The 23,306-nt window shown below is 72.0% G+C and carries 24 protein-coding genes and 1 riboswitch; of the genes, 15 read left to right on the top strand and 9 right to left on the bottom strand.

Going from position 1 to position 23,306, the window contains the following annotated elements:
• Window positions 1-104: 104 nt before the first annotated feature.
• Window positions 105-210: riboswitch (TPP riboswitch) on the top strand.
• 43 nt (window positions 211-253) lie between these two features.
• From DA085_RS01035 to DA085_RS01025, 3 genes are read left to right on the top strand one after another with little or no spacing between them, the layout of a single operon-like run.
• Window positions 254-1,375: a thiamine ABC transporter substrate-binding protein gene (locus DA085_RS01035; protein WP_109471068.1), complete on the top strand. Its 1,122-nt coding sequence runs from the start codon at window positions 254-256 to the stop codon at window positions 1,373-1,375.
• A complete protein-coding gene (locus DA085_RS01030; RefSeq protein WP_237565240.1) occupies window positions 1,351-3,006 on the top strand; it encodes an ABC transporter permease in 1,656 nt (551 codons plus the stop codon). Before DA085_RS01035 ends, DA085_RS01030 begins: the two co-directional genes overlap by 25 nt.
• Window positions 3,006-3,995 carry an ABC transporter ATP-binding protein gene (locus tag DA085_RS01025; RefSeq protein WP_109471067.1) on the top strand — a complete coding sequence of 330 codons (990 nt, stop codon included), beginning with the start codon at window positions 3,006-3,008 and terminating at the stop codon, window positions 3,993-3,995. The genes DA085_RS01030 and DA085_RS01025 overlap by 1 nt, the downstream gene beginning before the upstream one ends.
• A gap of 51 nt (window positions 3,996-4,046) precedes the next feature.
• Here DA085_RS01025 and DA085_RS01020 read toward each other — a convergent pair whose 3' ends face one another.
• From DA085_RS01020 to DA085_RS01010, 3 genes are all read right to left on the bottom strand, one after another.
• Window positions 4,047-4,232, bottom strand: a complete 186-nt coding sequence (locus tag DA085_RS01020) for a hypothetical protein (protein WP_109471066.1) — start codon at window positions 4,230-4,232, stop codon at window positions 4,047-4,049.
• A 248-nt stretch (window positions 4,233-4,480) separates the two neighbouring features.
• Window positions 4,481-5,032, bottom strand: a complete 552-nt coding sequence (locus DA085_RS01015; protein WP_154402054.1) for a hypothetical protein — start codon at window positions 5,030-5,032, stop codon at window positions 4,481-4,483.
• 324 nt (window positions 5,033-5,356) lie between these two features.
• The gene (locus DA085_RS01010; RefSeq protein ID WP_109471064.1) at window positions 5,357-6,130 is read right to left on the bottom strand and encodes a thioesterase family protein; all 774 of its coding nucleotides are present in this window, start codon (window positions 6,128-6,130) and stop codon (window positions 5,357-5,359) included.
• A gap of 29 nt (window positions 6,131-6,159) precedes the next feature.
• Here DA085_RS01010 and DA085_RS01005 point away from each other — a divergent pair, with 29 nt between their 5' ends.
• Entirely contained in the window at window positions 6,160-7,143 is a 984-nt protein-coding gene (locus tag DA085_RS01005; RefSeq protein WP_109471063.1) for a DUF2891 family protein, read from the top strand.
• 4 nt (window positions 7,144-7,147) lie between these two features.
• Here DA085_RS01005 and DA085_RS21965 read toward each other — a convergent pair whose 3' ends face one another.
• The 3 genes from DA085_RS21965 to DA085_RS00990 form a co-directional block, all read right to left on the bottom strand.
• Entirely contained in the window at window positions 7,148-7,507 is a 360-nt protein-coding gene (locus DA085_RS21965; RefSeq protein WP_109471062.1) for a type II toxin-antitoxin system RelE/ParE family toxin, read from the bottom strand.
• Window positions 7,507-7,809 carry a type II toxin-antitoxin system ParD family antitoxin gene (locus DA085_RS00995; protein WP_237565239.1) on the bottom strand — a complete coding sequence of 101 codons (303 nt, stop codon included), beginning with the start codon at window positions 7,807-7,809 and terminating at the stop codon, window positions 7,507-7,509. The genes DA085_RS21965 and DA085_RS00995 overlap by 1 nt, the downstream gene beginning before the upstream one ends.
• 117 nt (window positions 7,810-7,926) lie before the next feature.
• The gene (locus DA085_RS00990; RefSeq protein WP_109471061.1) at window positions 7,927-11,850 is read right to left on the bottom strand and encodes a cell wall-binding repeat-containing protein; all 3,924 of its coding nucleotides are present in this window, start codon (window positions 11,848-11,850) and stop codon (window positions 7,927-7,929) included.
• Window positions 11,851-11,988: 138 nt separating this feature from the next.
• On the opposite strand from DA085_RS00990, the gene DA085_RS00985 reads away from it, so the two are divergent.
• The 5 genes from DA085_RS00985 (at window position 11,989) to DA085_RS00965 (ending at window position 14,705) form a co-directional block, all read left to right on the top strand.
• Window positions 11,989-12,318 carry a hypothetical protein gene (locus tag DA085_RS00985; protein ID WP_109471060.1) on the top strand — a complete coding sequence of 110 codons (330 nt, stop codon included), beginning with the start codon at window positions 11,989-11,991 and terminating at the stop codon, window positions 12,316-12,318.
• Window positions 12,315-13,091, top strand: coding sequence for a CPBP family intramembrane glutamic endopeptidase (locus tag DA085_RS00980; RefSeq protein ID WP_109471059.1), 777 nt, complete (start codon window positions 12,315-12,317; stop codon window positions 13,089-13,091). The genes DA085_RS00985 and DA085_RS00980 overlap by 4 nt, the downstream gene beginning before the upstream one ends.
• A gap of 67 nt (window positions 13,092-13,158) precedes the next feature.
• The gene (locus DA085_RS00975) at window positions 13,159-13,794 is read left to right on the top strand and encodes a DedA family protein (RefSeq protein ID WP_237565238.1); all 636 of its coding nucleotides are present in this window, start codon (window positions 13,159-13,161) and stop codon (window positions 13,792-13,794) included.
• Window positions 13,791-14,279 carry a DUF4442 domain-containing protein gene (locus DA085_RS00970; RefSeq protein WP_202619056.1) on the top strand — a complete coding sequence of 163 codons (489 nt, stop codon included), beginning with the start codon at window positions 13,791-13,793 and terminating at the stop codon, window positions 14,277-14,279. Before DA085_RS00975 ends, DA085_RS00970 begins: the two co-directional genes overlap by 4 nt.
• Window positions 14,280-14,411: 132 nt before the next feature.
• A complete protein-coding gene (locus DA085_RS00965) occupies window positions 14,412-14,705 on the top strand; it encodes a GNAT family N-acetyltransferase (RefSeq protein ID WP_109471058.1) in 294 nt (97 codons plus the stop codon).
• A 383-nt stretch (window positions 14,706-15,088) separates the two neighbouring features.
• Here DA085_RS00965 and DA085_RS00960 read toward each other — a convergent pair whose 3' ends face one another.
• Window positions 15,089-15,655 carry a protein-L-isoaspartate O-methyltransferase family protein gene (locus tag DA085_RS00960; protein ID WP_109471057.1) on the bottom strand — a complete coding sequence of 189 codons (567 nt, stop codon included), beginning with the start codon at window positions 15,653-15,655 and terminating at the stop codon, window positions 15,089-15,091.
• Window positions 15,656-15,674: 19 nt separating this feature from the next.
• Between DA085_RS00960 and DA085_RS00955 the strand changes: the two genes are divergently transcribed.
• The 6 genes from DA085_RS00955 (at window position 15,675) to DA085_RS00930 (ending at window position 21,835) form a co-directional block, all read left to right on the top strand.
• Window positions 15,675-16,247, top strand: coding sequence for a TIGR03086 family metal-binding protein (locus DA085_RS00955; RefSeq protein ID WP_202619055.1), 573 nt, complete (start codon window positions 15,675-15,677; stop codon window positions 16,245-16,247).
• Window positions 16,248-16,511: 264 nt separating this feature from the next.
• Window positions 16,512-18,629 (top strand): MMPL family transporter, encoded by a 2,118-nt coding sequence (locus DA085_RS00950; RefSeq protein ID WP_109471055.1) that lies wholly within the window; start codon window positions 16,512-16,514, stop codon window positions 18,627-18,629.
• A 34-nt stretch (window positions 18,630-18,663) separates the two neighbouring features.
• Window positions 18,664-19,119 carry a GNAT family acetyltransferase gene (locus DA085_RS00945; protein WP_237565237.1) on the top strand — a complete coding sequence of 152 codons (456 nt, stop codon included), beginning with the start codon at window positions 18,664-18,666 and terminating at the stop codon, window positions 19,117-19,119.
• Between the two features lie 97 nt (window positions 19,120-19,216).
• Entirely contained in the window at window positions 19,217-20,431 is a 1,215-nt protein-coding gene (locus DA085_RS00940; protein WP_237565236.1) for a sensor histidine kinase, read from the top strand.
• The gene (locus DA085_RS00935; RefSeq protein ID WP_272914461.1) at window positions 20,428-21,096 is read left to right on the top strand and encodes a response regulator; all 669 of its coding nucleotides are present in this window, start codon (window positions 20,428-20,430) and stop codon (window positions 21,094-21,096) included. Before DA085_RS00940 ends, DA085_RS00935 begins: the two co-directional genes overlap by 4 nt.
• Before the next feature lie 64 nt (window positions 21,097-21,160).
• Window positions 21,161-21,835: a helix-turn-helix domain-containing protein gene (locus tag DA085_RS00930; RefSeq protein WP_109471052.1), complete on the top strand. Its 675-nt coding sequence runs from the start codon at window positions 21,161-21,163 to the stop codon at window positions 21,833-21,835.
• Between the two features lie 174 nt (window positions 21,836-22,009).
• On the opposite strand, the gene DA085_RS00925 is transcribed toward DA085_RS00930, so the two are convergent.
• Both DA085_RS00925 and DA085_RS00920 read right to left on the bottom strand, forming a co-directional pair.
• Window positions 22,010-22,237: an RNA-binding S4 domain-containing protein gene (locus DA085_RS00925; RefSeq protein ID WP_109471051.1), complete on the bottom strand. Its 228-nt coding sequence runs from the start codon at window positions 22,235-22,237 to the stop codon at window positions 22,010-22,012.
• Between the two features lie 231 nt (window positions 22,238-22,468).
• Window positions 22,469-23,305, bottom strand: a complete 837-nt coding sequence (locus DA085_RS00920) for an HTD2 family dehydratase (RefSeq protein WP_109471050.1) — start codon at window positions 23,303-23,305, stop codon at window positions 22,469-22,471.
• Window position 23,306: the final 1 nt, after the last annotated feature.

Below are 23,306 nucleotides of genomic sequence, written 5' to 3'. Positions count from 1 at the left end.
GGGTGGTGCTTATGACGAGCCAGGCGATCTGGTGGTTGACGTTCACCGAGCCCGGTTTCGGGACGGGGGGTCGTCCAAGGCGCTGCTTACCGCTAGTAGGCTGGTGGTCACGACAGGGGAGCGCACAAGCGCTGAGAGTGCGGCACCGGGCCGCAGACCCTCGAACCTGATCCGGCTAGCACCGGTGGAGGAAGTCGAGTCTCGAGGTGGACCATCCACCGCCCCTCCTGCAGTCCGAGGAGGATTCACCACCATGCAGTATGCCGACACGCACCGTTCCCGAACCGCTCTCCTGGCCGCGGGGCTGGGTCTGGCGCTCGCCGTGAGCGGGTGCACCCTGATGGGTGGCAACGAGGAGCCGGCCGGGAACGAGCCAAACGTCCCTGAAAATGCGGGAGAGACGAGCCAGACCTCCCCAAAAAATGGGGAGGTCGTGCTCGTCACCCACGACTCGTTCAACCTGCCCGACGACGTCCTCGCCGGGTTCACCGAGGAGACCGGCTACGAGCTGGTGGTGCAGGCCTCCGGCGACGCCGGCTCTCTCACTAACCAGCTGGTCCTGACCAAGGACAGCCCGACCGGCGATGCCGTCTTCGGCATCGACAACACCTTCGCGACGCGAGCCGTCGACGAGGGCGTGCTCGCGGCATACAGCCCGTCTGACCTGCCTGCGGGGGTGAGCGAGCACGCCCTCCCGGGCGACGGGGCCGACTACCTCACGCCTGTCGACTATGGCGACGTCTGCCTCAACGTCGACGACGCCTGGTTCGCCGAGGAGGGGACCGCCCCGCCGCAGACGCTGCAGGACCTGACCGACCCGGCCTACCGCGACCTGTTCGTCACCCCGGGCGCCAGCTCCTCCAGCCCCGGCCTGGCCTTCCTCCTGGCCACCATCGGCGAGTTCGGCGAGGACGGGTGGCAGGCCTACTGGGAGGACCTGATGGCCAACGGTGCCCGGGTCACCTCCGGCTGGTCGGACGCCTACTCCGTGGACTTCACCTTCAGCGGCGGGGACCGCCCGATCGTGCTGTCCTACGCCTCGAGCCCGCCCTTCACCATCCCGGAGGGAGGCGACGAGCCGACCACCAGCGCCCTGCTGGACACCTGCTTCCGGCAGGTGGAGTACGCCGGAGTCCTCGAGGGCGCCGCCAACCCTGAGGGGGCGCAGGCCCTGGTCGACTACCTGCTCACCGAGCAGGTGCAGGCGGCGATCCCCGACTCGATGTACGTCTTCCCGGTGACCGACGTCGAGCTGCCCGAGCTCTGGGCGCGGTGGGCGCAGGTGGCGCCGGAGCCGATCGACCTCGACCCCGCCCTCATCGAGCAGCACCGGGAGGAGTGGGTCCGCGAGTGGGCCGACATCGCGACCGGCTGATCCCCGCGCTGGGGGTCGGCGCCCTGGCGCTGGTCCCGCTGCTGTTCCTGGCGGTCTTCTTCGTGCTGCCCGTCGGCGGCATGCTCGCCCGCGGCCTCTATCCCGACGGCGCCTGGGACCTCTCCGGGGTCGGGGAGGTCCTGGGCCGCGCCCGGACCGCTCGGGTCCTGCTGTTCACCATCGGTATGGCGTCACTCGGGACCGTGCTGACCGTGCTGCTCGGTCTGCCGCTGGCTTTTGTGCTCTACCGGCTGACGTTCCCCGGCCGGGGGGTGCTGCGGGCGGTGGTGGTCATGCCGTTCGTGCTGCCCACGGTCGTGGTCGGCGTGATGTTCCGCGCCCTGCTGTCCTCCGGGGGCCCGCTGGGCCTCCTCGGGTGGGACCGGCACTGGATGGCGATCCTGCTGGCGTTCGTCTTCTTCAACCTGGCGGTCGTGGTGCGCACCGTCGGGGGCATGTGGGAGGGGCTTGACCGTCGTGCGGAGGACGCCGCGGCCGCCCTGGGGGCGACGCCCGGGCAGGTCTTCCGGACCGTCACCCTGCCGGCGCTGGCCCCGTCGCTCATCTCGGCCGCGACGCTCGTGTTCCTGTTCTGCTCCACGGCCTTCGGGGTGGTGCTGACCCTCGGCGGGCTGCGCTACGGCACGATCGAGAGCGAGATCTACCTGCTCACCACCGAGTTCCTGGACCTGCAGGGGGCCGCCGTCCTCTCGCTGATCCAGCTGGTCGCGGTGGTGGCCATGCTCGCCCTGGCCGCCAGGGGGCGGGCCCGCACCGAGCAGAGCGTCAGCCGGGCCAGGGGCGCGGCCCGCCCGCCGCGCCGGGCCGACTGGCCCCTGCTGGCCGCCGCCGGCGCCGTGGTCGGTTTCATCCTCCTCCCAGTGCTCACCCTGGCCTGGCGCTCGCTGCGGGACGGCAGCGGCTGGACGCTCGACCACTACCGGCTGCTCGCCGACCCCGGCGCCTCGCCCGCCCTGCGCGTGAGCATCCTCGAGGCCGTGCAGAACTCCCTGCGCACGGCCGTCGATGCGACCGTGCTCGCCGTCGTGCTCGGGCTGTGCGTCGCAGTCGTCGTCTCGCGGCGACCGCGGGCCAGCGGCGCGCGCCGGGTCGTCTCGGCCCTGGACGGGGCGTTCATGCTGCCCCTGGGGATCTCCGCGGTCACGGTCGGCTTCGGCTTCCTCATCACCCTCGACCGCCCACCGCTCGACCTGCGCAGCTCAGCGGTCCTGGTGCCGATCGCGCAGGCGCTGGTGGCGCTCCCGCTCGTCGTGCGCACCCTCACGCCCGTGCTGCGGTCGGTGGACCCTAGGCTGCGCCAGGCCGCGGCGGCGCTCGGTGCAGGCCCGCTGCGCGCCGCCTGGACGGCCGAGGGGCCCGTGCTCGGGCGACCGCTGCTGGCGGCCACAGGGTTCGCCTTCGCGGTCTCGCTCGGCGAGTTCGGTGCGACCAGCTTCCTGGCCCGACCGGACCGGCCGACCGTGCCGGTCGTGATCTATCAGCTGATCAGCCGACCGGGGGTGGACAACCTGGGCATGGCCCTGGCCGCCTCGGTGCTGCTCAGCCTGTTGACTGTGACCGTGATGGGCCTGGTGGAGCGCCTCAGGGTCGGAAGTGTGGGGACGTTCTGATGCTGCGACTCGATGACGTGAGTGTGCGGTTCGGCGACACGGTCGCCGTCGACGAGGTCTCGCTCGAGGTGCCCGAGGGGCAGGTGCTCGCCGTCCTCGGGCCCTCGGGCTGCGGCAAGTCGACGCTGCTGCGGGCCATCGCCGGCCTCGAGGAGCTCGCCACCGGCACGGTGCGCGTGGACGGTCGCGACCTGGCCGGGGTGCCCACGCACCGCCGGGGCTTCGCGCTGATGTTCCAGGACGGCCAGCTGTTCCGGCACCTCGACGTGGCCGGCAACGTCGGCTACGCCCTCCGGCTGCGCGGCGTGCCACGGAGCGCGGTCGCCGGGCAGGTCGAGGACCTGCTGGAGACGGTCGGGCTCCCCGGCTACGGCGCGCGTGCCGTGACGACCCTCTCCGGCGGCGAGCAGCAACGGGTCGCCCTCGCGCGGGCGTTGGCCGCGCAGCCGCGGCTGTTGCTGCTCGACGAGCCGCTGTCGGCGCTGGACCGCTCGCTCCGGGAACGCCTGGCCGGTGACCTGCGCGGCATCCTCACCGGCACAGGGACGACCGCCCTGCTGGTGACGCACGACCACGACGAGGCGTTCACCCTCGCGGACCGGATGGCCGTCATGCTGGCCGGCCGGATCGTGCAGCACGGCCCGACCCAGGAGGTCTGGACCCGGCCCGTGGACCGTCAGGTGGCGGAGTTCATCGGCTTCGGGACGTTCCTGGAGCAGGAGCCCGCCGCGCGCGTGGCGCGGGCGGCCGGCCTGCCCGACCCCGGCGGGAGGACGCTCGCGCTCCGGCGGGCAGCCCTCCGCATCGACGACGCGGGCGTGCTCGGAGCCACCGTGCGGGGCGCGGCCGCGATCAGTGACGCCGTCCGCGTGGATCTGGACCTGGACGACGTGGGGGCCGTGGAGGCGCTGGCGGGACAGGACGTCACCCTGCGTCCCGGCGACCGCGTCCGGGTGCGGGCGGACGCGACCGGGATCACGGTGCTCTGACGGCGCCCGCAGCCGGTGTGGGCGGGCGAGGGCAGGGTGGTGGCCGCGGCGCTACAGGACGTGCATGACGGGTCCACCGCCGCCGGTGCTCGAGCTGTCCGGGAGGTCGGCCGACGAGGCGGCGGTGCTGACGGCGATCGCCAGGAGGACGGCGGTGCCGATTGCGGCCAGCGGCCAGAGGGCTACGGGATTGCGGGCGCGCTGCGCCTCAACCGGGCTGTCCAGCAGAATATGCATGACGTGTGCTCCAGGATGAGGGGAACCTGCGCCGCCAGCAGGTGGGTGACCCCGTCACGGGTGCTGGCGGTGCACCACCCCTCAGCGTCGCGGATGGTCCAAGGGTTTGTCAATGCGCAATTCTAGGCAGGCACCACCGACACGTCGTCCTCCTGCAGGATGACTTCTCGGGGGAGGTCGCCCTGCAGGAGGAGCGTGTGCGTCAGCTGGTGGCCGACGGGTGCATGAGCCCGTGGCCGGCGGGTGGGTCAGCTGGTGGCCGCGCCACCGGTGTCCGCCGGCAGCTTCGGGTCGGCGCAGAAGCTGAACTTCGGGTCCTTGCCGGCGTGGTAGCTGAACTGCTGGTCCTCGACCTGCAGCACCAGCAGGTGGCCGGGCACCAGGGCCTGGGTGTAGCTCATCCCGGGCTTCGGGCAGCCGATGCTGCCGTCGGACCAGGTCACCTCGAAGTAGCCGACGGCGCTCACCTGGTCGGGCTCGACGGACTCGCGCTCGGCGAGGTCGGCGATGGCCGCCTGCACCCCGTCGCTGGCGAGCACGTCGTCGGGCACGGGGCCGGTGGGCAGGGCCCCGCCCTCGGTGGGTGGCAGTGCAGTCACGGTGGAGTCCTCCGGCTTGCCGATGATGTTGTCGCTGGTCTGTTCTGCGTCGTCAGCCGGTGGCTGGGTCTCGCTGCTGGTCGGTGCGGGGTCGTCCGTCGCCCCACCCGGGTCCTCGGTCTCGGTCCCACAGGCCCCCAGCCCCAGAGCGATGGTCAGTGCCAGCAGCGGAGCTGCGGCGCGAAATCGGGAGATCGTCATGGTCATCACCTCTCGTCGGTTCCCGAGTGTATGACGTGGGGCCCGGCCGATCCGTTCCGCCTCCGGTCCACCTCCGGCCCGGAGACGGAGGAGGGGCGCCGACCCCCTGCGTCGGCGCCCCGTCCCCTGTCGCCCCTGGTGCGACCTCCGAGGAGGCCTCCCCTGCACCGTGTGCGGGTCTTGCCCCGGACCCACACACTCAACAGACGTCGGCCGAGAGGGTGACGTTGCATGCCGGCATTGTGACTCTCGTCACACGCGGTAGTCGGTGTGGTCCCGCGGCGGAGGTGGACCTCCGACGTCCGTGCGGTGCGCGGCCTGCGGTCAGCGCCCGGGCATCGGGCGCAGCGTGATCACCTGCAGCGCGTGGCCGACCGGGCCGTGCTCGTCGTGCAGCGTCGTCGCGTTGACGCCCAGGCCGGTCGTGCCCCACTCCACCCGGGTGTCGAGCCCCACCCAGCGCCCGGTCGGCGCCCGGTGGAAGTGGATGGTCAGGTCGGTGTTGGGGAACATCCACTCGGCCGGTGAGGTGCGCACCGCGATGCCGTTGGCGGTGTCGACCAGGCCGACGAACCGTGCCAGGTCGGTGGAGGCCTCGCCCTCCACGAGGTCGTGAGGCGTGCGCAACCAGACCCGCCCGCGCCCGGGGTCGGGCTCCTCGACGGGCCGGAGCTCCAGCGAGTCGATGTAGCCGCCCGGCCAGACGTCCATGCCGTCCCAGGTCACGAGCCCGTCCGGCGCCGGCAGCGCGTCGCTCGTCAGCCCCGCGACCGCGGACGTGTCCTGGACCGACAGGCGCCAGGCGCTGGCCCGGATCACGTCGCGGCCACCGGAGCTCATCGTGGCCTCGACGAGCTCGATCGTCCGCCCGGCCCGGAGGGTCCGGGTGCGGATCGTGGAGTCCTCGTGCCGGATCATCCCCAGGATGTCGAAGGACAGGCGCGCGAGCTGCAGGTCCTCGCGCGGCTGGTGCGCCTCGATCGCGTGGGTGAGCAGCCCGGAGGCCGGCGCCATGTGCTGCTCGTGCTCGGACCAGGCGCCCTGCGCGTGGACGGTCGGCCGGTAGACACCGTCACCCAGGGGGAGGTAGTAGCTCACGGCGCCATCGTAGGGAGCAGGATGGCCGGATGGACCAGCACCTGCTCCGCATCGCCACCGAGGTCCTCGGGCGGCCCTACCCCTACTCCTCCGGCCACGTCGCCACCGGCCCGGACGACACGGACATCACCCCGCACCTCCTCCACCCCAGCTTCCACGGGGCCCTGGACTGGCACAGCTCCGTGCACATGCAGTGGTCCCTGGTCCGGCTGCTCGGGCCGTATGCCGCGGCGCCGGGTCCGGTGGCCCCGTCACCGGAGGCGGTGGCCGCACGGCAGCTGCTGGAGGAGCGGCTGACGCCGGAGAACCTGGCTGTCGAGGCGGCCTACCTGAGGGAGCGGCCGTCCTTCGAGCGCCCCTACGGCTGGGCGTGGGCCGCGTTGCTGGGTGCCGCGGTGCGGGAGGAGCCGGCCTGGGCGGGCGCGATGGCGCCGGTCGTGGACGTGGTCGCCGACCACGTGCTCGCCTGGCTCCCGCGTCAGGCCTACCCGGTCCGCCACGGGAAGCACCAGAACGACGCCTTCGGGCTGCTGCTCCTGCACCGTGCCTACCGCGAGCTCGGCCGCGAGGACGTCGTGTCGGCGGTCCGCACCGCGGCGCGGGACTGGTTCGTCGGCGACGGGCCGGCGTCCACGGCGGACGAGCCGTCGGGGACCGACTTCCTGTCGCCGGCGCTCACCGAGGCGGTGCTCATGCAGGAGGTGTTGGGTGAGGAGTTCGACCCGTGGCTCGCGGCGTTCCTGCCCGGCCTGGGGGAGGGTGCCCACGCGCACCTGCTGGAGCCGCCCACGGTCCTGGACCCCGGCGACGGTCAGGGGGCGCACCTGCTGGGCCTCGCGCTGTCCCGCGCCTGGCAGCTGCGCGCACTGGCACGTTCCCTGCCCGACCGGCCCGCCGGCATACTCCGGCAGTCGGCCGACCGGCAGGTGGCGGCGGTGCTGCCGCACGTCACCGGCGGCGACTTCATGGCCACGCACTGGCTGGTCAGCTTCCTGCTCCTCGCGCGGGAGTAGGTGGCTACTCCCAGCGGTGAGGGGGATCGACGTGTCGGCGCAGGTCCATCGCGTCATGGAGAACTCTGCCGACGACCACCACATCGTCCTCGTGACGACAGATCAGGAAGTGCCGAGGGCGGTGGACAATACCGCCGGGGGAGCGGGTGCGACTCAGTCCTAGGTGCCAGGAGAAGACGCCGTCCCCGAGTTCTGGCCGAGCCGTTCGCCCCACCTTGTGGACCTGCGAAGCCGCATCGCGAATCGCTGTCGCGATCAACGCTTCGTAGCGCCGGCGTGCCTCCTCGCCGAACTGCTCGTCCGACCACGTAAGAATCGTGACAATGTCAGCCTGGGATGCGTGGGTGAGGCGGTAGCCCGCCATCAGTCAGTGTGCACGTGCCGTGCGCTGCGGACGCCGAGCTCGCCGATGAAGTCATCGAGATCGTCATCGGCGATGTCGTCGTAGCGTCCGGAGGCCAGATCTGACCACCCCTTCTCCGCAGCGTCGCGCAGTGCAGCAAGTTTGGCGGCGTCCTCCGACTCTCGTCGTTCGAGGAGTCGAAGGCCTTCGCGCAGCACCTCGCTCGCGTTCTGATATCGCCCGGACTCCACCAGCGACTCGACCAGTTCGTGCTGGTGTTGACTCAGGACCACGTTCCTCGTTGCCACGTCCATCACCTCCATTGGCAGTTTATGCCACTGTGCACCGGACTGGTAGGACACAACGCAGACGGGCCCGCCCCCTCGCGAGGAGGGGACGGGCCCGTCACAGGGTGGTGGTCAACAGACCACCGGTGCTGACTACGGCGTGTTGACCGAGACCAGCGTCTTGCCGACCGGGTCCGTGCCGTTGGAGTAGTTCACCGCGCCGAGGTAGCGGGTGCCGGCCTCCAGGCCGGTCCAGGCGACGGAGTAGTCGACCGTGCCACCGACGGTGGCCGGAGCGGTCTCCGGGGTGACCGTGAGGTTGCCCTCCGCGGTGTCACCCACTGCCCAGACGTAGGTCGGGACCGTGGCTGTCGCGCCCGCGGCACCGTCCCAGTAGTCGAGCGCGATGAGGTAGGTCCCGGCCTCGACGTCGTGCAGCGTGACGCTCTCGTCGGAGCCTCCCACCGCACTCTGGGCGATGACCTGGCCCGCGCTGTTGGCGAGGTACATGTCGATGTCGATCCCGGCCGGGTCCGTCTCGGCGTCGAACACCGAGACCCGCAGGGTGTGGGTGCCCTCCGGGACGGTGATCTCCGTGACCGAGTCGGCGATGGACTCGCCGCCACCCGGACCGTCCGAGGTGACCTCGGTCGGCAGGACCTCGGCGACAGCCAGGCCGTCGACCTCGGCGTTGACGACGCCCGCGTAGCCGGTCACGGCCTGGTAGTCGGCCGAGCCTTCGGCGGTGTCGCCGCTGATCTCGGCCGGTGCCGCCAGAGCGGTCGGCTGCACCGCGATCGGGCTCTCCACGACGACGTCACCGTTCACCAGGCGCAGCTGCGCGAAGTGGTAGGTGTCCGTCGCGGCGCCCGCCGACTCGATGGTGACCTCGAAGGAGGCCTCGCCGCCCGCCGGGACCACGATGGTGGCCGGCTCGACGGTGATCGACAGGCCCTCGGGCGCCTCCACCCTAGCGGTGTAGGTGCCACCCTCGCCGGTCACGTCGGTGACCGTGCGGGTGACCGTCTGGACACCCGCGAGCTCACCGATCGAGATGCTCGGGTAGTTCAGGTCGCTCGCGTCCGGAACGACCTCCGGGCAGCCACTGACGGCCGAGGGGTGCACCGAGCAGAGGTACAGCAGCCAGTCGTCGAAGCCGGCGTCGAAGACCAGGCCCGGGTTGTAGGACTTGCCCGGGACGACCTCGCCCGCACCGTAGTCGAGCGGGGACGCGTCCGCGCCGGAGCGCTGGATCGGGTCGCCACTGTCCATGGTGTCGCGCGCGGTGGTCATCATGGCCGACTTGATGGCGGCCGGGCTCCAGTCCGGGAACTCCTGCTTCATCAGCGCCGCCAGACCCGCGATGTGCGGGGCCGACATGGAGGTGCCGGAGATCTGGTTGAACGTCGGCACCGAGGGGTCCTCGTGGTCGGCGTGGTAGGCCGCCGCGACGTCGACACCCGGAGCGGTGATGTCCGGCTTGAGCAGGTCACCGTTGCCGGCCAGGGCCGGACCGTAGGAGGAGAAGCCGGCCATCTCGGGCGCGTTCACCGGGTCGGTGGACTGCGCCGAGATGGTGACGACCGCCGGGTCGTTCTCCGCGACCCACGCCTTGACGGCGGCACCGTCGGTGCCGTTCAGGTGGATCGAGGGGACGTGGTGGAAGTCGGCGTTGAGCGACTCCTGGTCGTTGTTGTTGACCTGGATCATGCCGATGCCGCCGGACTCGGCGACCTCCTGGCTCTTCTCCACGCGGGCGTTGCTGCCACGGGTGCAGAGGACGATGTTGCCCGCGGCCGCGGCGTCGTCCACCGAGCCGAGCAGGCACAGCGCGGCGTCCTCGGCGGTGACACCCTCGGCCGGGATGGTCGCCGCGTCGATGACGCTGCCGGTGACACCGTCACCGACACCGACACCGGTGTAGGTGGGAGCGTCGTCACCGGCGGTGAGCAGACCCTCGACCGTGGTCTCCACGCCGGCGCTGACCGCGGCCTCGCCACCGAGGACCACTGCGCCCTGCGGGGCCAGGCGAGTGAGCTCGGCACCGACGGCGTTGGGCAGGTGGGTGGGCTGGGTCAGCTGGACCGGCACGCCCAGGCTCGCCGCCAGGGCACTGGCGGCCAGGGCGTCGGGGAAGGCCTCGCCGCTGGCCACGAAGGTGACCTCCGGCTCAGTCGTGCCGAACGCCTGGGAGACAGCCACAGCGGTCTCGTAACGGTCGCCGCCGGAGAGGCGGTCCGAGGCGCCCAGCTCGGTGAAGACGTCGGCGCTGACGGCACCCTCGCCACCAATGACGACGATCTCGGCGGAGCTGGCGTTCTCGGTCGCGAGGTACTCCTCGAGCACGGTCGGGACGTTGTCCGTCTGGGTCAGGACGATGGGCGCACCCAGGTGGCCGGCCAGTGCGGCACCGGTCAGGGCGTCGGGGAAGTCCGCGCCGTTGGCGACGTAGATCCGGTCGACCGCGCCGTACATCTCCGCGATGGACACGGCCGTCTCGTAGCGGTCGGAACCCTCCACACGGGTCACCGTGCCGTAGGCGGCGATCTCCTCGGCGACCTCGTCGCTGACGGCACTGTTGCCGCCCAGCAGCACGATGTTGGTCGGCTCGATCGTCTCCAGGGAGGCCCTGGTGGCGGCGGGCAGGTGGTCCGGACGGGACAGCAGCACGGGGGCCGGCGTGAGTGCGTCGGACGGGGCGACGCCCGGGGCGAGGCCCTGGGCGGCCGACGGCGAGCCCGTGAGGGCGTCGGCGTACTCGTCGCCGGTGGCGATGTAGACGGTGTCCACGCTGTCACCGAACTCGGCCGCGACCAGCGCGGCGGTCTCGTAGCGGTCCGCACCGCCCCAGCGGTCGACCGGGTCGGCGTCGGTCTCGCCGAGCGTCACCGTCTTGACTGCGCCACGGTTGTGGGTGCTGGCCGCGACGGTCGTGGTCCACGGGGCGTTGTGCGCCACCGAGGACTCCCCGACGGTGTCACCGGAGTTGCCGGCCGACGTCGAGACGAAGATGCCCGCGTCCGCGGCGAACAGGAAGGCCACCTCGTCCGGGCCCACGATGCTGGTGCTGGAGCCGGAGATCGAGTAGTTGATGACGTCCACGCCGTCGGCGACCGCGTCGTCGATGGCCTGCACGAGGCCCGCCGTGGTGCCGGAGCCGTTGCCGTCGGGGGTCATCCACAGACCCTTGTAGACCGCGACGTAGGCCGACGGCGCCATGCCGGAGGCCGAGCCGAGGTCGTGGCCCATGATGGACAGGGGCACGTCGAAGTTGCCGGCGGAGGTGCCGGCGGTGTGCGAGCCGTGACCGTTGCGGTCGCGGGCCGAGGTGTACTCACCCTCGATGACGGTGTTGCCGTACTCCGCGCCGTACCAGCGGGCGCCGATCAGCTTGTCGTTGCACTCGAAGGCCCCGAACCAGTCGGTCCCGGCCTCGTCACAGCTGCCGTTCCAGTCGGCCGGGGCGGGGGCGAAGCCCTCGCCCGCGAAGCTCGGGTTGAGCGGGTCGATGCCGGTGTCGATGACACCGACGATGACGCCCTCGCCGGCGTTCTCCACGCCGCCGAACTGCTCCTCCCAGACGCCTCCCTCGCCGGACAGCCCGAGGTAGTCGGGGGTCTGCACCGTGTCGGCGTGCCGGATCTCGTCCTCCCACACCTGGACGACACCGGGGGCCTTGCGCATGTGCGCGGCCTCGATGTTGTTCATCCTGACCGCGAAGCCGTTGAGCGCCGTGTCATAGGTGGTGACGACGTCCGAGGAGCTCAGGCCGACGGTGCTCAGCACCTCGGAGCGCTGGGCACCCAGGTAGTCGGTGTAGGCCTCCGCGGCTGCACTGTCGACGTCGACCTTCTCACCCGCCTTCGGGGCCGTGGCCGCGAGGCCGTTGCCGCCGTCGAAGGCGACCAGTGGCTGGTCGGCCAGCTGGACGATATAGGTCTTCGTCTCTCCTGGCTGGAGATCGGCGACACCGTCGGCCTGAGCCGAGATGGTGCCGATCGCCAGCGGCGAGACTACGACCGCGGAAGCAGCGAAGGCGGCGATCCGCGCTCGCTTTCCGAGGGTAGGAGTACGCACTGGGTGTCCTTACTCGAGGGGATTTTCGCCGCACGCCATCGACACATGCCGCTCTGGCTCGACGGATGGGTGCGCTCGCAGTCTCACGGGCGGTGTCACCGTTGTCCAGAGGTGTGCCCTAATCGTTACCTTTGGGTCATGCCCCTCCTGCCCGGTCTGCTCGTCGCCGCCCTCGTCGGGTGGTCCCTGTGGGCCGAGGTGACACTGCGCCGCAGGTCACGGCGGGGCGAGGAGGTGCCGGCCCGGCTGCGGTGGCCGGTCCTGGTCCCGCCCGTCCTGGCCTACGTCGCCGGGGCGGGCTCCCTGGCGGTGCTGACCCCCGCCGGCTTCCTCGCGATCCTGGTCCTCCCCGCCTGGGTCGGTATGACGTGGCTCGCCCTGGACGAGCGGCGGCACCTCGTGCAGGGCCTGGGTCTGGCGACGGTGCTCAGCCTCCTCGGGTTCGTCGCGGTCGAGGTGCTCCGGTGACGGTCCTGGTGCCGGGGGAGCGTCGGCGCCTGGTCACCGAGACGTGGCTCGTCCTCGGGGTGAGCCTGGGTGCCTCGGCCGTCTGGGCGCTCCTGTCGCTGGTCCGCAAGCTGACCGAGCCCGTTCCCCTCGACCGGCAGACGACGGCGATGAACACCTCGCGCGCGCCCGACCGGCCGTGGCTGGACCTGGCCTACCAACTCGCCGAGATCCTGCTGCCGCTCGTGCCGGTGCTGCTGGCCCTGTTCCTGCTCGCGCACCACCTGCCTCCGCTCGGAGCCAGCCCGCACCGGGGGATCGGCTTCGACCTGGCCCGACCGGTCCACGACACCCTCGCGGGGCTCGGTCTCGCCGCGCTGATCGGGCTGCCCGGACTGGGGCTGTATCTCGGTGCGCGCGAGCTGGGGCTGAACACCACGATCAGCGCGGCCGGCCTGCCGGAGATCTGGTGGGGCATCCCGGTCCTGGTGCTCGCCGCAGTCGGCAACGCGCTCCTGGAGGAGGTGGTCATGGTCGGCTACCTGTTCACCCGGTGGGCGCAGGCCGGGTGGACCACCGCGGCGGTCATCGTCACCAGCGCCCTGGTCCGTGGCAGCTACCACCTCTACCAGGGCTTCGGCGGCTTCGTCGGCAATGTCGTGATGGGGCTGATCCTCGGGCTGGTCTACGCGCGCACCCGGCGGGTGATGCCGCTGGTCATCGCCCACACGGTGCTCGACATCGTCGCCTTCGTCGGGTACGCGCTCGTGGCGCCGCACGTCACCTGGTTGTGAACGGTTGGGGAACCGTCGCCCCACTCGGTTAGTTTGACCTCCACTGGCCGAGGGAGATGAGGGGCCGATGATCGAGGCGATCAACGACTTCGTGAGCACGCACGCCGGCTCGGTGTGGGTGCTCTGGGTGGTCTTCGGCCTGTGCGTCGTCGACGGGTTCTTCCCGCCGCTGCCGAGCGAGTCGATCGTCGTGGGGCTGGCCGCGGCGGCCGTCTCGGTCGGTTACCCCAACCTGTGGTGGGTCTTCCTCGCGGCCGCGGCCGGCGCGATGATCGGCGACAACATCGCCTACACGCTGGGCCGGCACTGGCTCACCGGGCTGGCGGACAGTCCGCGGCCACGGATCTACCGGACCGTGCGCTGGGCCGCACGCCAGCTCGACCGGCGCGGGGCCGTGATCATCATGGCCGCCCGCTACATCCCGGTCGGCCGCGTGGCCGTCAACATCACCGCCGGCGCCACCCGCTTCCCCCGGCCGCTCTTCGTCGTCCTGGACGCCGTCGCCGCCGTCAGCTGGGCGGCATACTCCATCGCGATCGGGACGCTCGCCGGTCAGTGGCTGCACGACAACCCGTTGCTCGCGATGGCGGTCGCGGTCACCGGTGGCGTGCTGCTCGGGCTGCTGCTCGAGCGCATCCTCAAGATGTTCACCGGGTCGCCGGACGAGCCGGCTCCCCAGAAGGAGACGGAGGGGACCGCGTGAGGTTGCCCAGCTGGCAGAGCCTCGGCGCCAACCACCGGGTGCTGCGGCACGGCCTGAACATCTGGCCGCCGTTCGCCGCGGCCGGGATCCGGGTCGAGGAGCTCTCCGAGGACTTCCGCTACGCCAGGGTGGCGCTGCACCTGCGGGCGCTCAACCGCAACTACGTGGGCACCCACTTCGGCGGGTCGCTGTTCTCCATGACCGACCCGTTCTGGATGTTCCTGGTGCTGCGCAACATCGGGCGGGACTACCTGGTGTGGGACAAGGCCGCCGAGATCGACTTCGTCTCGCCCGGGCGCTCCACCGTGCGGGCCGAGTTCCGCCTCACCGAGGACCACCTGGACGAGCTGCGGGCGGCGGCGGCCGACGGGTCGCGCGTGCTGCGCTGGTTCGAGACCGACGTCCTGGCTCCCGACGGGACCGTCGTGGCCAGGGTGCGCAAGCAGCTCTACGTGCGGCGCAAGCGCGACGTCGCCGCGGACTGAGCGCTGCCCCCGTCCCTGACCGCGGTGTGCCCCCGTCCCTGAGCGCTGCCCCCGTCCCTGACCGCGGTGCTCGTCCCCGCCTCCCCTTCCTCGCTCTCTGCGCGGTGCGTTCCGCCGTGGCAGAGTGGCGCCATGAGTGAAGTCACCGTCGTCAACAACGCCGCCGAGTCGCGCTTCGAGGCGCAGGTCGCCGGCGAGATGGTGGGTCGGATCGAGTACTCCACCGCCGCCAGCACCATCGAGCTCAGGCACACCGTGATCGACCCCGGCCACGAGGGCGAGGGCATCGGCTCCACGTTGGTGCGCGGCGTGCTCGAGCGGCTCCAGGAGGACAAGCCGACGCTCAAGGTCATCCCCAGCTGCCCGTTCGTCAAGAGCTACCTCGACCGGCACCCGGAGTTCCACTCCCTGCTCGACCCCCGCTGACGCCGCACAGAATGTCGTCGTTTACGCCGTTCGATCCAGGGCCAGGGTCGTGCAGGACCGGGCAGGGTTGGCCGCTTTTGCACGTCGTAGGCGGTGGCGGGCGGTGGCGGGCGGTGGCGGCTCGGGGTGGTCGTGCAGGACCGGGCAGGGGTGGCCGCTTCAGCACGTCGCAGACGGTGGCGGGCGGTGGCGGGCGGTGGCGGCCGGGGGCGGCTCGGGGTGGTCGTGCAGGACCGGGCAGGGGTGGCCGCTTTTGCACGTCGCAGGCGGTGGCGGGCGGTGGCGGCTCGGGGGCGGTTCGGGGGTGGTCGTGCAGGACCGGGCAGGGGTGGCCGCTTCTGCACGTCGTGGCGGTGGCGGCCGGTGGCGGCCGGTGGCGGCCCTCAGCGCAACGGCACGAACTGATAGTGCCCGGGCGCCGTCTCACGACCCTCGCGGGTGACCCGCACCAACCGCCCGCGCAGCGGCAGCACCATCGCGCCGTCCTCCGTCAGCTGGTCGACGAGGTCCTGCGGCACCGTGCTGGTCGCGGCCGAGACCAGGATCCGGTCGAACGGTCCGTCCCCAGGTGACCCGAGCACTCCGGGGACGGCGACGCGGACCCGGGCGTTCGGCATACGGCTCAGGGCGTCGGCGCTGCGCCGGACCAGCGGCTCCTCCAGCTCGACGCCGAGCACGCTGCCCTCGGGGCCCACCAGCAGGGCGAGGATCGCCGTGCTCCAGCCCGAGCCGCTGCCCACGTCGAGCACGCGGTCACCGGGACGCACCCCCAGGAACTGCAGCATGGCCCGGAGCGTGCTCGGCTGCGAGCAGGTCGACCCGTAGCCGATCTCCAGGGCCCGGTCCTGGGCAGCCGACCGGCGCACGGACCGGGGCAGGAAGTGGGCGCGCGGGGTCTGTGCCATCGCCCGGCTCACCGGGTCGGGGCCGCGGTCGCTGGGACCGGTCATGCCCCCTAGTCTGGCGCAGGTGAGCAGAGCGATCGAGTTGATCCCGGAGTCCTCCCGCGTCGTGACCGAGCTGCCGCTGGAGGGGCAGTGGGGCCGGCCGACGCCGTGCGAGGGGTGGACCGTGCGCGACCTGTTGGGTCACCTCACCTCCGAGCACCTCTGGGCGCCGCACCTGCTGCGCGGCGAGACGCTTGAGCAGGTGGGCTCGCGCTATGACGGCGACGTGCTCGGCGACAACCCTGTGGGGGCCTGGCGGCGGGCGATCACCTCCTCCGTCCTGGCCTGGGGGCAGGCCGACCCGGGCGGCACCGTGCACACCTCGATGGGGCCGATCCCCACGGACGAGTACGCCCACCAGATGCTGGTCGACCTCACCGTCCACGCGTGGGACCTGGCGCGTGCGGTCGGTGTGCGCCCGCACCTGGTGGCGGACGCGGTGGAGGAGTGCCTGGCCTACGAGCAGCCGCGCGTGGGCGCCGGCGAGGTGCCCGGGATCTTCGCGGCGCCGGTGGAGACGGACTCCGAGAGCCGCGTCGACCAGCTCGTGGCGCTGCTCGGCCGCGAGCCGGCGTGGGCGCCGGGCGCTCACTGACCCGCTTCTCGCCACAAGCACTGGCAGTTCGCGGGGGTGCGCCACCTGACGGCCTCCTGACCTGCACGTTTGTGGGGCCGTGCGCTCCGTGACCGTCGAACTGCCAGTCCGTATGGCGCGGGGTCGAGCCTGCGGGTAGCTGCAGTGCGTGCGCTGGTCAAGGAGCAGACCTCCACCGAACGGTTGAGGGGAGGTGTGACCGGACGGTCGATGTGGGCGCGCCGGATCGGCGGTGTCCTGGGATCTCACGATCCCAGGAGAGAGATGTCCCAGCTCACGACACCCCAGCAGTCACGCCCGATCCCGACCCCGACGCCGCAGGACCCCAGCGGTCAGCGTCCTCGGGGCGGGCGGTTCCTCACCTCCCGACGCGGCGCGTGGGTCGTCCTGGCCCTCGCGCTGGCGGTCTGTGCTGTCGTGCTCGGCCCGCTCCGGGCGACCGAGGCGCCACCCCGCGGTGACACGGTCCCCGCCTCCGCGGAGTCGGCGGTGGCGGCCGAGGTCGGCGACACGTTCCCCGGCAGGGACGTCGCGCCCGTGCTCGTCGTCCTGGACCGCGGCGGTGCGCCGCTGGAGGCCGGTGACCTCGAGGCGGCCTCGGCGATGGGTGAGGCGCTCGCCGGCCTGACCGGTCACGAGGTGTCGCCGGTGATCCCGGCGCAGGACGGCGCGGCCGCGATGCTGTCGGCCCCGATCACCCTCGGCTCGGACAACGCGGCCACCGCCGAGGTGGTCGAGGCGGTGCGGGCCACGGTGGCCGACCACGCCGTCCCCGGCCTGAAGGCCCAGGTGACGGGCGGCCCGGCGTTCGGCGCCGACATCGCCTCGAGCTTCGACGGCGCCGACCTCACCCTGCTGCTCGTGACCATCGGCATCGTGGCGGTCCTGCTGATCGGGACCTACCGCTCGCCCGTGCTCTTCCTCGTGCCGCTGCTCGTGGTCGGGGTGGCCGACCAGGTCGCCGGCGTCCTCACCAGGTGGCTCGGCACCACCTTCGACCTGCACTTCGACGGAGGCATCATCAGCGTGCTCGTCTTCGGCGCCGGCACCAACTACGCCCTGCTGCTGATCAGCCGCTACCGCGAGGAGCTGCGCCGCCACGACGACCACCGCACGGCCCTGGGCGCGGCCTGGCGCGGCGCGGTGCCCGCGATCCTGGCCAGCAACCTCACCGTCGTCCTCGCCCTGCTCACCCTCGGGCTGGCGACGCTGCCGGGCACCCGCGGCCTGGGTCTGGCCTCCGCGGCCGGACTCCTCGTGGCTCTCCTGGCGGCCGTGATCGTGCTGCCGGCCGCCCTCGCGGTCTGTGGCCGGAGGGTCTTCTGGCCCTTCGCCCCGCGCGCCGGTCAGCCCGACCCGCAGGAGACCGGGGTGTGGGCGCGCATCGCGCGCTTCGTGGTCGGTCGGCCCACCCAGGTGGTCGTGGCCGCGGTCCTGACCCTCGGCATACTCGCCTCTGGTCTGCTCGGCACCCAGGTGGGCCTCGCTCAGTCGGAGAAGTTCCGCGTCGCCTCGGAGTCGGCGGCCGGGCTGGAGGTGCTCGCCGCGCACTACCCGGCCGGTGAGGCCGCGCCGCTGCAGGTCTACGCCCGTGACGCCGAGGCCGACTGGGTCGCCGCGGAGCTGGACTCGATCGACGGCGTCGTGCGGGTCCGTCCCGAGCAGACCGATGAGTGGACGCGGTTCACGGTGATCGGCGAGGCCGCTCCGGGGACCCCTGCCGCCGGGCAGCTCGTGACGACGGTGCGGGCGGCGGTGACCGACGCCGACGTGCCCGTCGAGGACCGTGCCGTGCTCGTGGGGGGCGCCAACGCGCAGACCCTGGACGAGGCGCGTGCGGCCGACCGCGACTTCCTCGTGGTGGCGCCGCTCGTCCTGCTCGTCGCGCTCGCCGTGCTGGTGGTGCTGCTGCGCTCGGTCCTCGCCCCCGTGCTCCTGCTGCTGGTCAACGTGGCCAGCGCGGCCGCAGCGATCGGCGCCGGTGCCTGGCTGGGGAGGACCCTGTTCGACTTCCCCGCCCTGGACGTGATGGTGCCGCTGCTGGCCTTCCTGTTCCTCGTGGCCCTGGGGATCGACTACACGATCTTCCTCGTGCACCGCGCCCGGAGGGAGGCGATGACCCACGGGACGCGCGCGGGGATGGTCCGCGCGGTGGCGCACACCGGGGCCGTCATCACCAGTGCCGGCATCGTGCTCGCGGGGGTGTTCGCCGCGCTCGGGGTGCTGCCGCTGGTCACCCTCGGCCAGCTGGGGCTGATCGTGGGCGTCGGGGTCCTGTTGGACACGCTGCTGGTCCGGGCGGTGCTGGTGCCGGCCGTCTTCGCGCTGGTCGGGGAGCGGATCTGGTGGCCGAGCACGCCTGCCGACCGGTCCCGGGCCTGACGGCCGAGGAGGTCAGGTGGTGCACACTCGTGCCGTGGACCTTCGTGACCTGCAGCGCGGCGAGGCGGACCGGGCGGTCGCGCTCTGGGAGCAGTGCGGGCTGACGCGTCCCTGGAACGACCCGCGCGCCGACCTGTCCCGGGCGCTCTCCGGGGAGACCTCCACGGTGCTCGCTGCGGTGGAGGCGGGGCGGCTGGTCGGCACCGCGATGGTCGGGCACGACGGGCACCGTGGCTGGGTCTACTACCTGGCGGTCAGTCCGGAGCACCGCCGGGTGGGGGTCGGGCGGCTGCTCATGCAGGCCTGCGAGCAGTGGCTGCAGGACCGCGGTGCGCCCAAGGTCCAGCTCACGGTGCGACGGGGCAACCCCGACGTACTCGGTTTCTACCGGGCGCTGGGCTACACCGACCAGGAGACGCTCGTGCTCGGGCGCTTCCTCGACCCCGAGCTGGAGGAACGGCGCCGGGTCGGCACGGGTGGGCAGGGGTGACATGACCGAGGTAGGAGCTGTCACAGACGGGCCCGAGGACCGGTCCGAACCTCCCTCAAAATGGGCAGAGGGCGGTCCAAACCTCCCCAAAAATGGGGTGGCGGGGTGGTTGGCGGTCGGGCGGCACACGCTGTTCGCCCTGCTGCTGGTGATCGGTGTGGTGCGCGCGGTCTCCGCGGACGCCGACCTGCGGTGGCTCGCGCCCCTGGTCCTGCTCACGGCGACCTGGTATGTCGTGGGGACGGCCTGGCGCCGCACGTTCGTCGCGGCGGGGGCCGGCCCCTGGTGGCTGCTCGGGCTCACCCTGCTGTGGGGAGGCCTGGTCCTGGTGTCCCCGGAGTTCGTCTGGGTGGCGTTCGCGCTGTGGCTGCTGTCGGTGCACCTGATGGCCTTCCCTCTGGCCGTGGCCTACTCGCTGCTGGTCCTGGCGGTGGTCATCGGCGTCCAGATCGATCTCGGCACGCACCCCGCGGGGGCGGTCCTCGGCCCGGCGATCGGGCTCCTCGTGGCGCTCGCGGCCTCCCGCGGCGAGCAGCTCCTGGCCCGGGAGGCCGTCGAGCGGCAGCAGCTCGTCGAGCGGCTCGTCGCCACCCAGGAGGAGATGGTGGTGCTCCACGACGACCTGACCCGCACCCAGCGCGAGAGTGGCGCGCTGGCTGAGCGCACCCGCCTGTCCCGCGACATCCACGACACCCTGGCCCAGGGCTTCTCCTCGATCCTGCTGCTGTCCCGCGCCGGTGCCCAGCGCGATGACCCGGCCCAGCTGCATACGCTCCTGCGGCAGATCGAGGCGACGGCGGCAGAGAACCTGGAGGAGTCGCGGCGCGTGGTCAGCGCCCTCACCCCGTCGGTGCTCGAGGGCGCCGGCCTGTCGGCCGCGCTGTCGCGGCTCGTCGGCGGTATGACGCAGGAGACCGGGATCGACGCGCGCTTCACCGCGGACGGTCGGGAGGCCCCGCTCGCCACCGCGCAGGAGGTCGCCCTGCTCCGGATGGCGCAGAGCGCCCTGGCCAACGTGCGACAGCACTCCGGCGCCGACCACGTCGTGGTGACCCTGACGAGCGGGCGCGACGAGGTGCGCCTGGACGTGGCGGATGACGGACGGGGTTTCGTCGTCAGCTCCTGGGAGGCGGTGCCGGCCCCAGCGGCGCGCGGCGGCTACGGTCTGCGCTCGATGCGGGAGCGGCTGCGTGACCTCGGCGGTGACCTGGTGGTCGAGTCGACACCGGGCGAGGGCACGGTCCTCGGTGCGCACCTGCCTCTGTCCGTGTCCGGTCCCGCCACGCAGCCGCAACCGGACGGTGGCGCATGAGTGGGAGCGGGGAGGGGACGATCATGGTGCGGGTGCTGCTGGTGGACGACCATCCCGTGGTCCGGTCGGGTCTGCGGGCCGTGCTCGAGGCCACCGGGCGGGTCGAGGTCGTGGGAGAAGCGGCGTCGGGCGAGCAGGCGCTGGCCCTGGTGCCCTCGGCGCGTCCTGACGTCGTCCTGATGGATCTCAACCTCGGTGACGGGATAGACGGTGTCACGACGACCACCCGCATCCTGGCGACCGGCCCGACGACGTTAGGCGCAGCAAGGCCTCCGGCAGTGCTGATCCTGACGACCTATGACCACGACGCCGACATCGTGCGCGCCGTGGAGGCCGGTGCCTCGGGTTACCTGCTCAAGGACGCCTCACCCGAGGCGATCGCCGATGCCGTCGCCGCTGCGGCCCGCGGGGAGACGGTGCTGGCCAGCGGGCTCGCGCAGCGGCTCGTCAGCCGGATGCGGGCTCCCAGCGAGCCGACCCTGACACCGCGGGAACTCGAGGTGCTGCGGCTGGTGGCCGACGGCTCGAGCAACCGGGCGATCGCCAGGGCGCTGTTCGTCAGCGAGGCCACCGTGAAGACCCACCTGGTGCACGCCTACGAGAAGCTCGGTGTCGACAACCGCACCGGTGCGGTCACGGTGGCCCGGGAGCGCGGGCTGCTGTGAGTCCGAGTGTGGAGAGCCACCGAAGGGCTTGCCACTAGTCTTGTCAGAGCGCTAGGCTTGTGTCATGTCTGATCTCTCGGTCGCTGAAGCTGCCGGGCTGCTCGGTCTGAGTCGTCAGCGCGTCAACCAGCTGATCCGTGACGGTCAGCTGGAGGCTCATCGGGTGGGCCGGAGCTGGTCCATCCCTGAGGCGGCCCTCAAGGCCCACCAGGCATCGCGCCGACCTGGTGTCCGTCCGATGTCCCCGCGTGTCGCCCGGGCCATGGTGGATCTGATGGGGCAGCACCTCGGGGAGGAGCCGGGGCCGAGCTGGGGAGAGCTGCCCCACCGCGAACGCTCTCGCTTGCGGCAGCGCTGGCAACAGCTGGCCGCCAGTCGCCACCCCGCGTCGCTGCTGCGTGCCTGGCTGCCGCGCCGGTGCCGCGCTCAACGCTTCTCCTATCAGGGTGAGGCGCAAGACCTCTTTGCCGACTCCAGGCTGAGATCCGGCGGCGTGGCACATCCCGCGCTGGGCCTGGCGGGTGGTTCGCTGGTCGAGCCACATGTGGCCGACGTCGACCGCGAACGCGTCATCTGGGATCTCCTGCTGGTCCCGGACTCAGGCGGCAACGTGCTGCTCCGCTCCGAACCCGTTGTCCGGGTCGACCTGGCTGCCTGCCTCGTGGACGTGGCCGAACTTGGCGGTGGCCGCAACGACAAGGTCGTCGCCGACGTGCTCGCGCAGGAGGTGCGCCGATGACCGGCGCCCCACCGCAGGTCACGGTGCCAAGGAACGTTCCTCAACCGCAGGCCGAGGCCTGGCTCATCGCGGGCAGGCTGCAGCAGCGCCCTTGACCGGTTCACGAGTCTTGGCGTCGAGGTCAGACGTCTACGCATGGCGATGGAACGCATCCTCTGCGGCTGAACGACCTGATCAGTGGCGGTCGGTGGTCACCAGCAGGTCCGCGTCCGCGTACTTCACGACTGAGCCCGGCCGCACCTGGATGCCGCGGCGCATGACCGTCTCCCCGTCGACGGTGACCTCGCCGTTCTCGATGACCATGCGGGCCATCGCGCCGTCCTGCACGACACCCGCGAGCTTGAGCAGCTGGCCCAGGCGGATGGACTCGTCCCGGATCGGGACCTCCTGCGGCTGGCTCATGGCTCCAGACTACGCGGGTTCCGGGGACGTGACACTGGTGCGGGGGGAGACACCAATGGCTCGGCTGGTGCAGCTGGAGACACCAATGGGTCGGCTGGTGCACCTGGAGACACCAATGGGTCGGCTGGTGCACCTGGAGACACCAATGGGTCGGCTGGTGCACCTGGAGACACCAGTGTCACGTCCTCCCGGACGGGGGCGTCTTCCTGGGCGATGTCCGCGGCCACCGACTCAGTCGGTCGGCCTGGTCAGGGTGCTGACCGCACAGATGGCCCCGGCCTCGCTGCGGGACTCGGCGCCGTGGGCCAGGCCGTCCTGGCCGGGAACGATGGTCAGGGTCTGGGGCCCGACCATCGGCGAGACCAGGCGGTAGCCGTAGGTGCACCCGACCAGGTCGATCCCTTCGCGCCGCATGTGGTCGCCCATCAGCAGCGCCTGCAGGGGACCGTGGATGACGAGGCCGTCGTAGCCCTCGGTCGGCACGTAGCCCAGGTCGTAGTGGATGCGGTGGGTGTTGTAGGTCAGCGCCGAGAACCGGAACAGCATCCGCTCGTCGACGGCCAGGGTCAGCACCGGGCCGGCTGGTGGCGTCGGCGGCTCGGGCGCCGGGGGCAGCGCGCCGGTGCCCGGGGCGCGGTAGACGATGTCCTGCTCTTCCCGGATGACCAGCTCACCGCCCTGGCTGATCTCCTGCAGCACGGTGACGAAGGTCAGCGGGCCGGTGCGGCCCTTCTTCTCGAGGGTCCTGGCGATCGAGGTGACCTTGGTCGCGGGCTCACCGATGACCAGCGGAGCGTATGTCGTGACTCGCCCGCCCGCGAACATCCGGCGACGCCCCGGGCCGGGTGGGGCCGGGATGCCGCTGGTCGGGTGGCCGTCGCGGCCCAGGTCGGACTGGCGGCGGCGGTCGAGCAGGTACATCCAGTGCCACAGCGGCGGGACGGTCGCCCCGGCCTCGAAGGGCACCTCGGTCTCCAGCATCGCGGCCAGGGACTCGACCGGCTCGGCGGAGATCACCTCGGTGCGGGTGGCTGTGGTGGGGTTGTCGGCGGGGTCTGTGGTCGTCATG

It is taken from the genome of Ornithinimicrobium cavernae, from assembly GCF_003121625.1.
GTDB classification, from domain to species: domain Bacteria; phylum Actinomycetota; class Actinomycetes; order Actinomycetales; family Dermatophilaceae; genus Ornithinicoccus; species Ornithinicoccus cavernae.
This window is presented reverse-complemented; position numbering and strand designations above follow the sequence as displayed.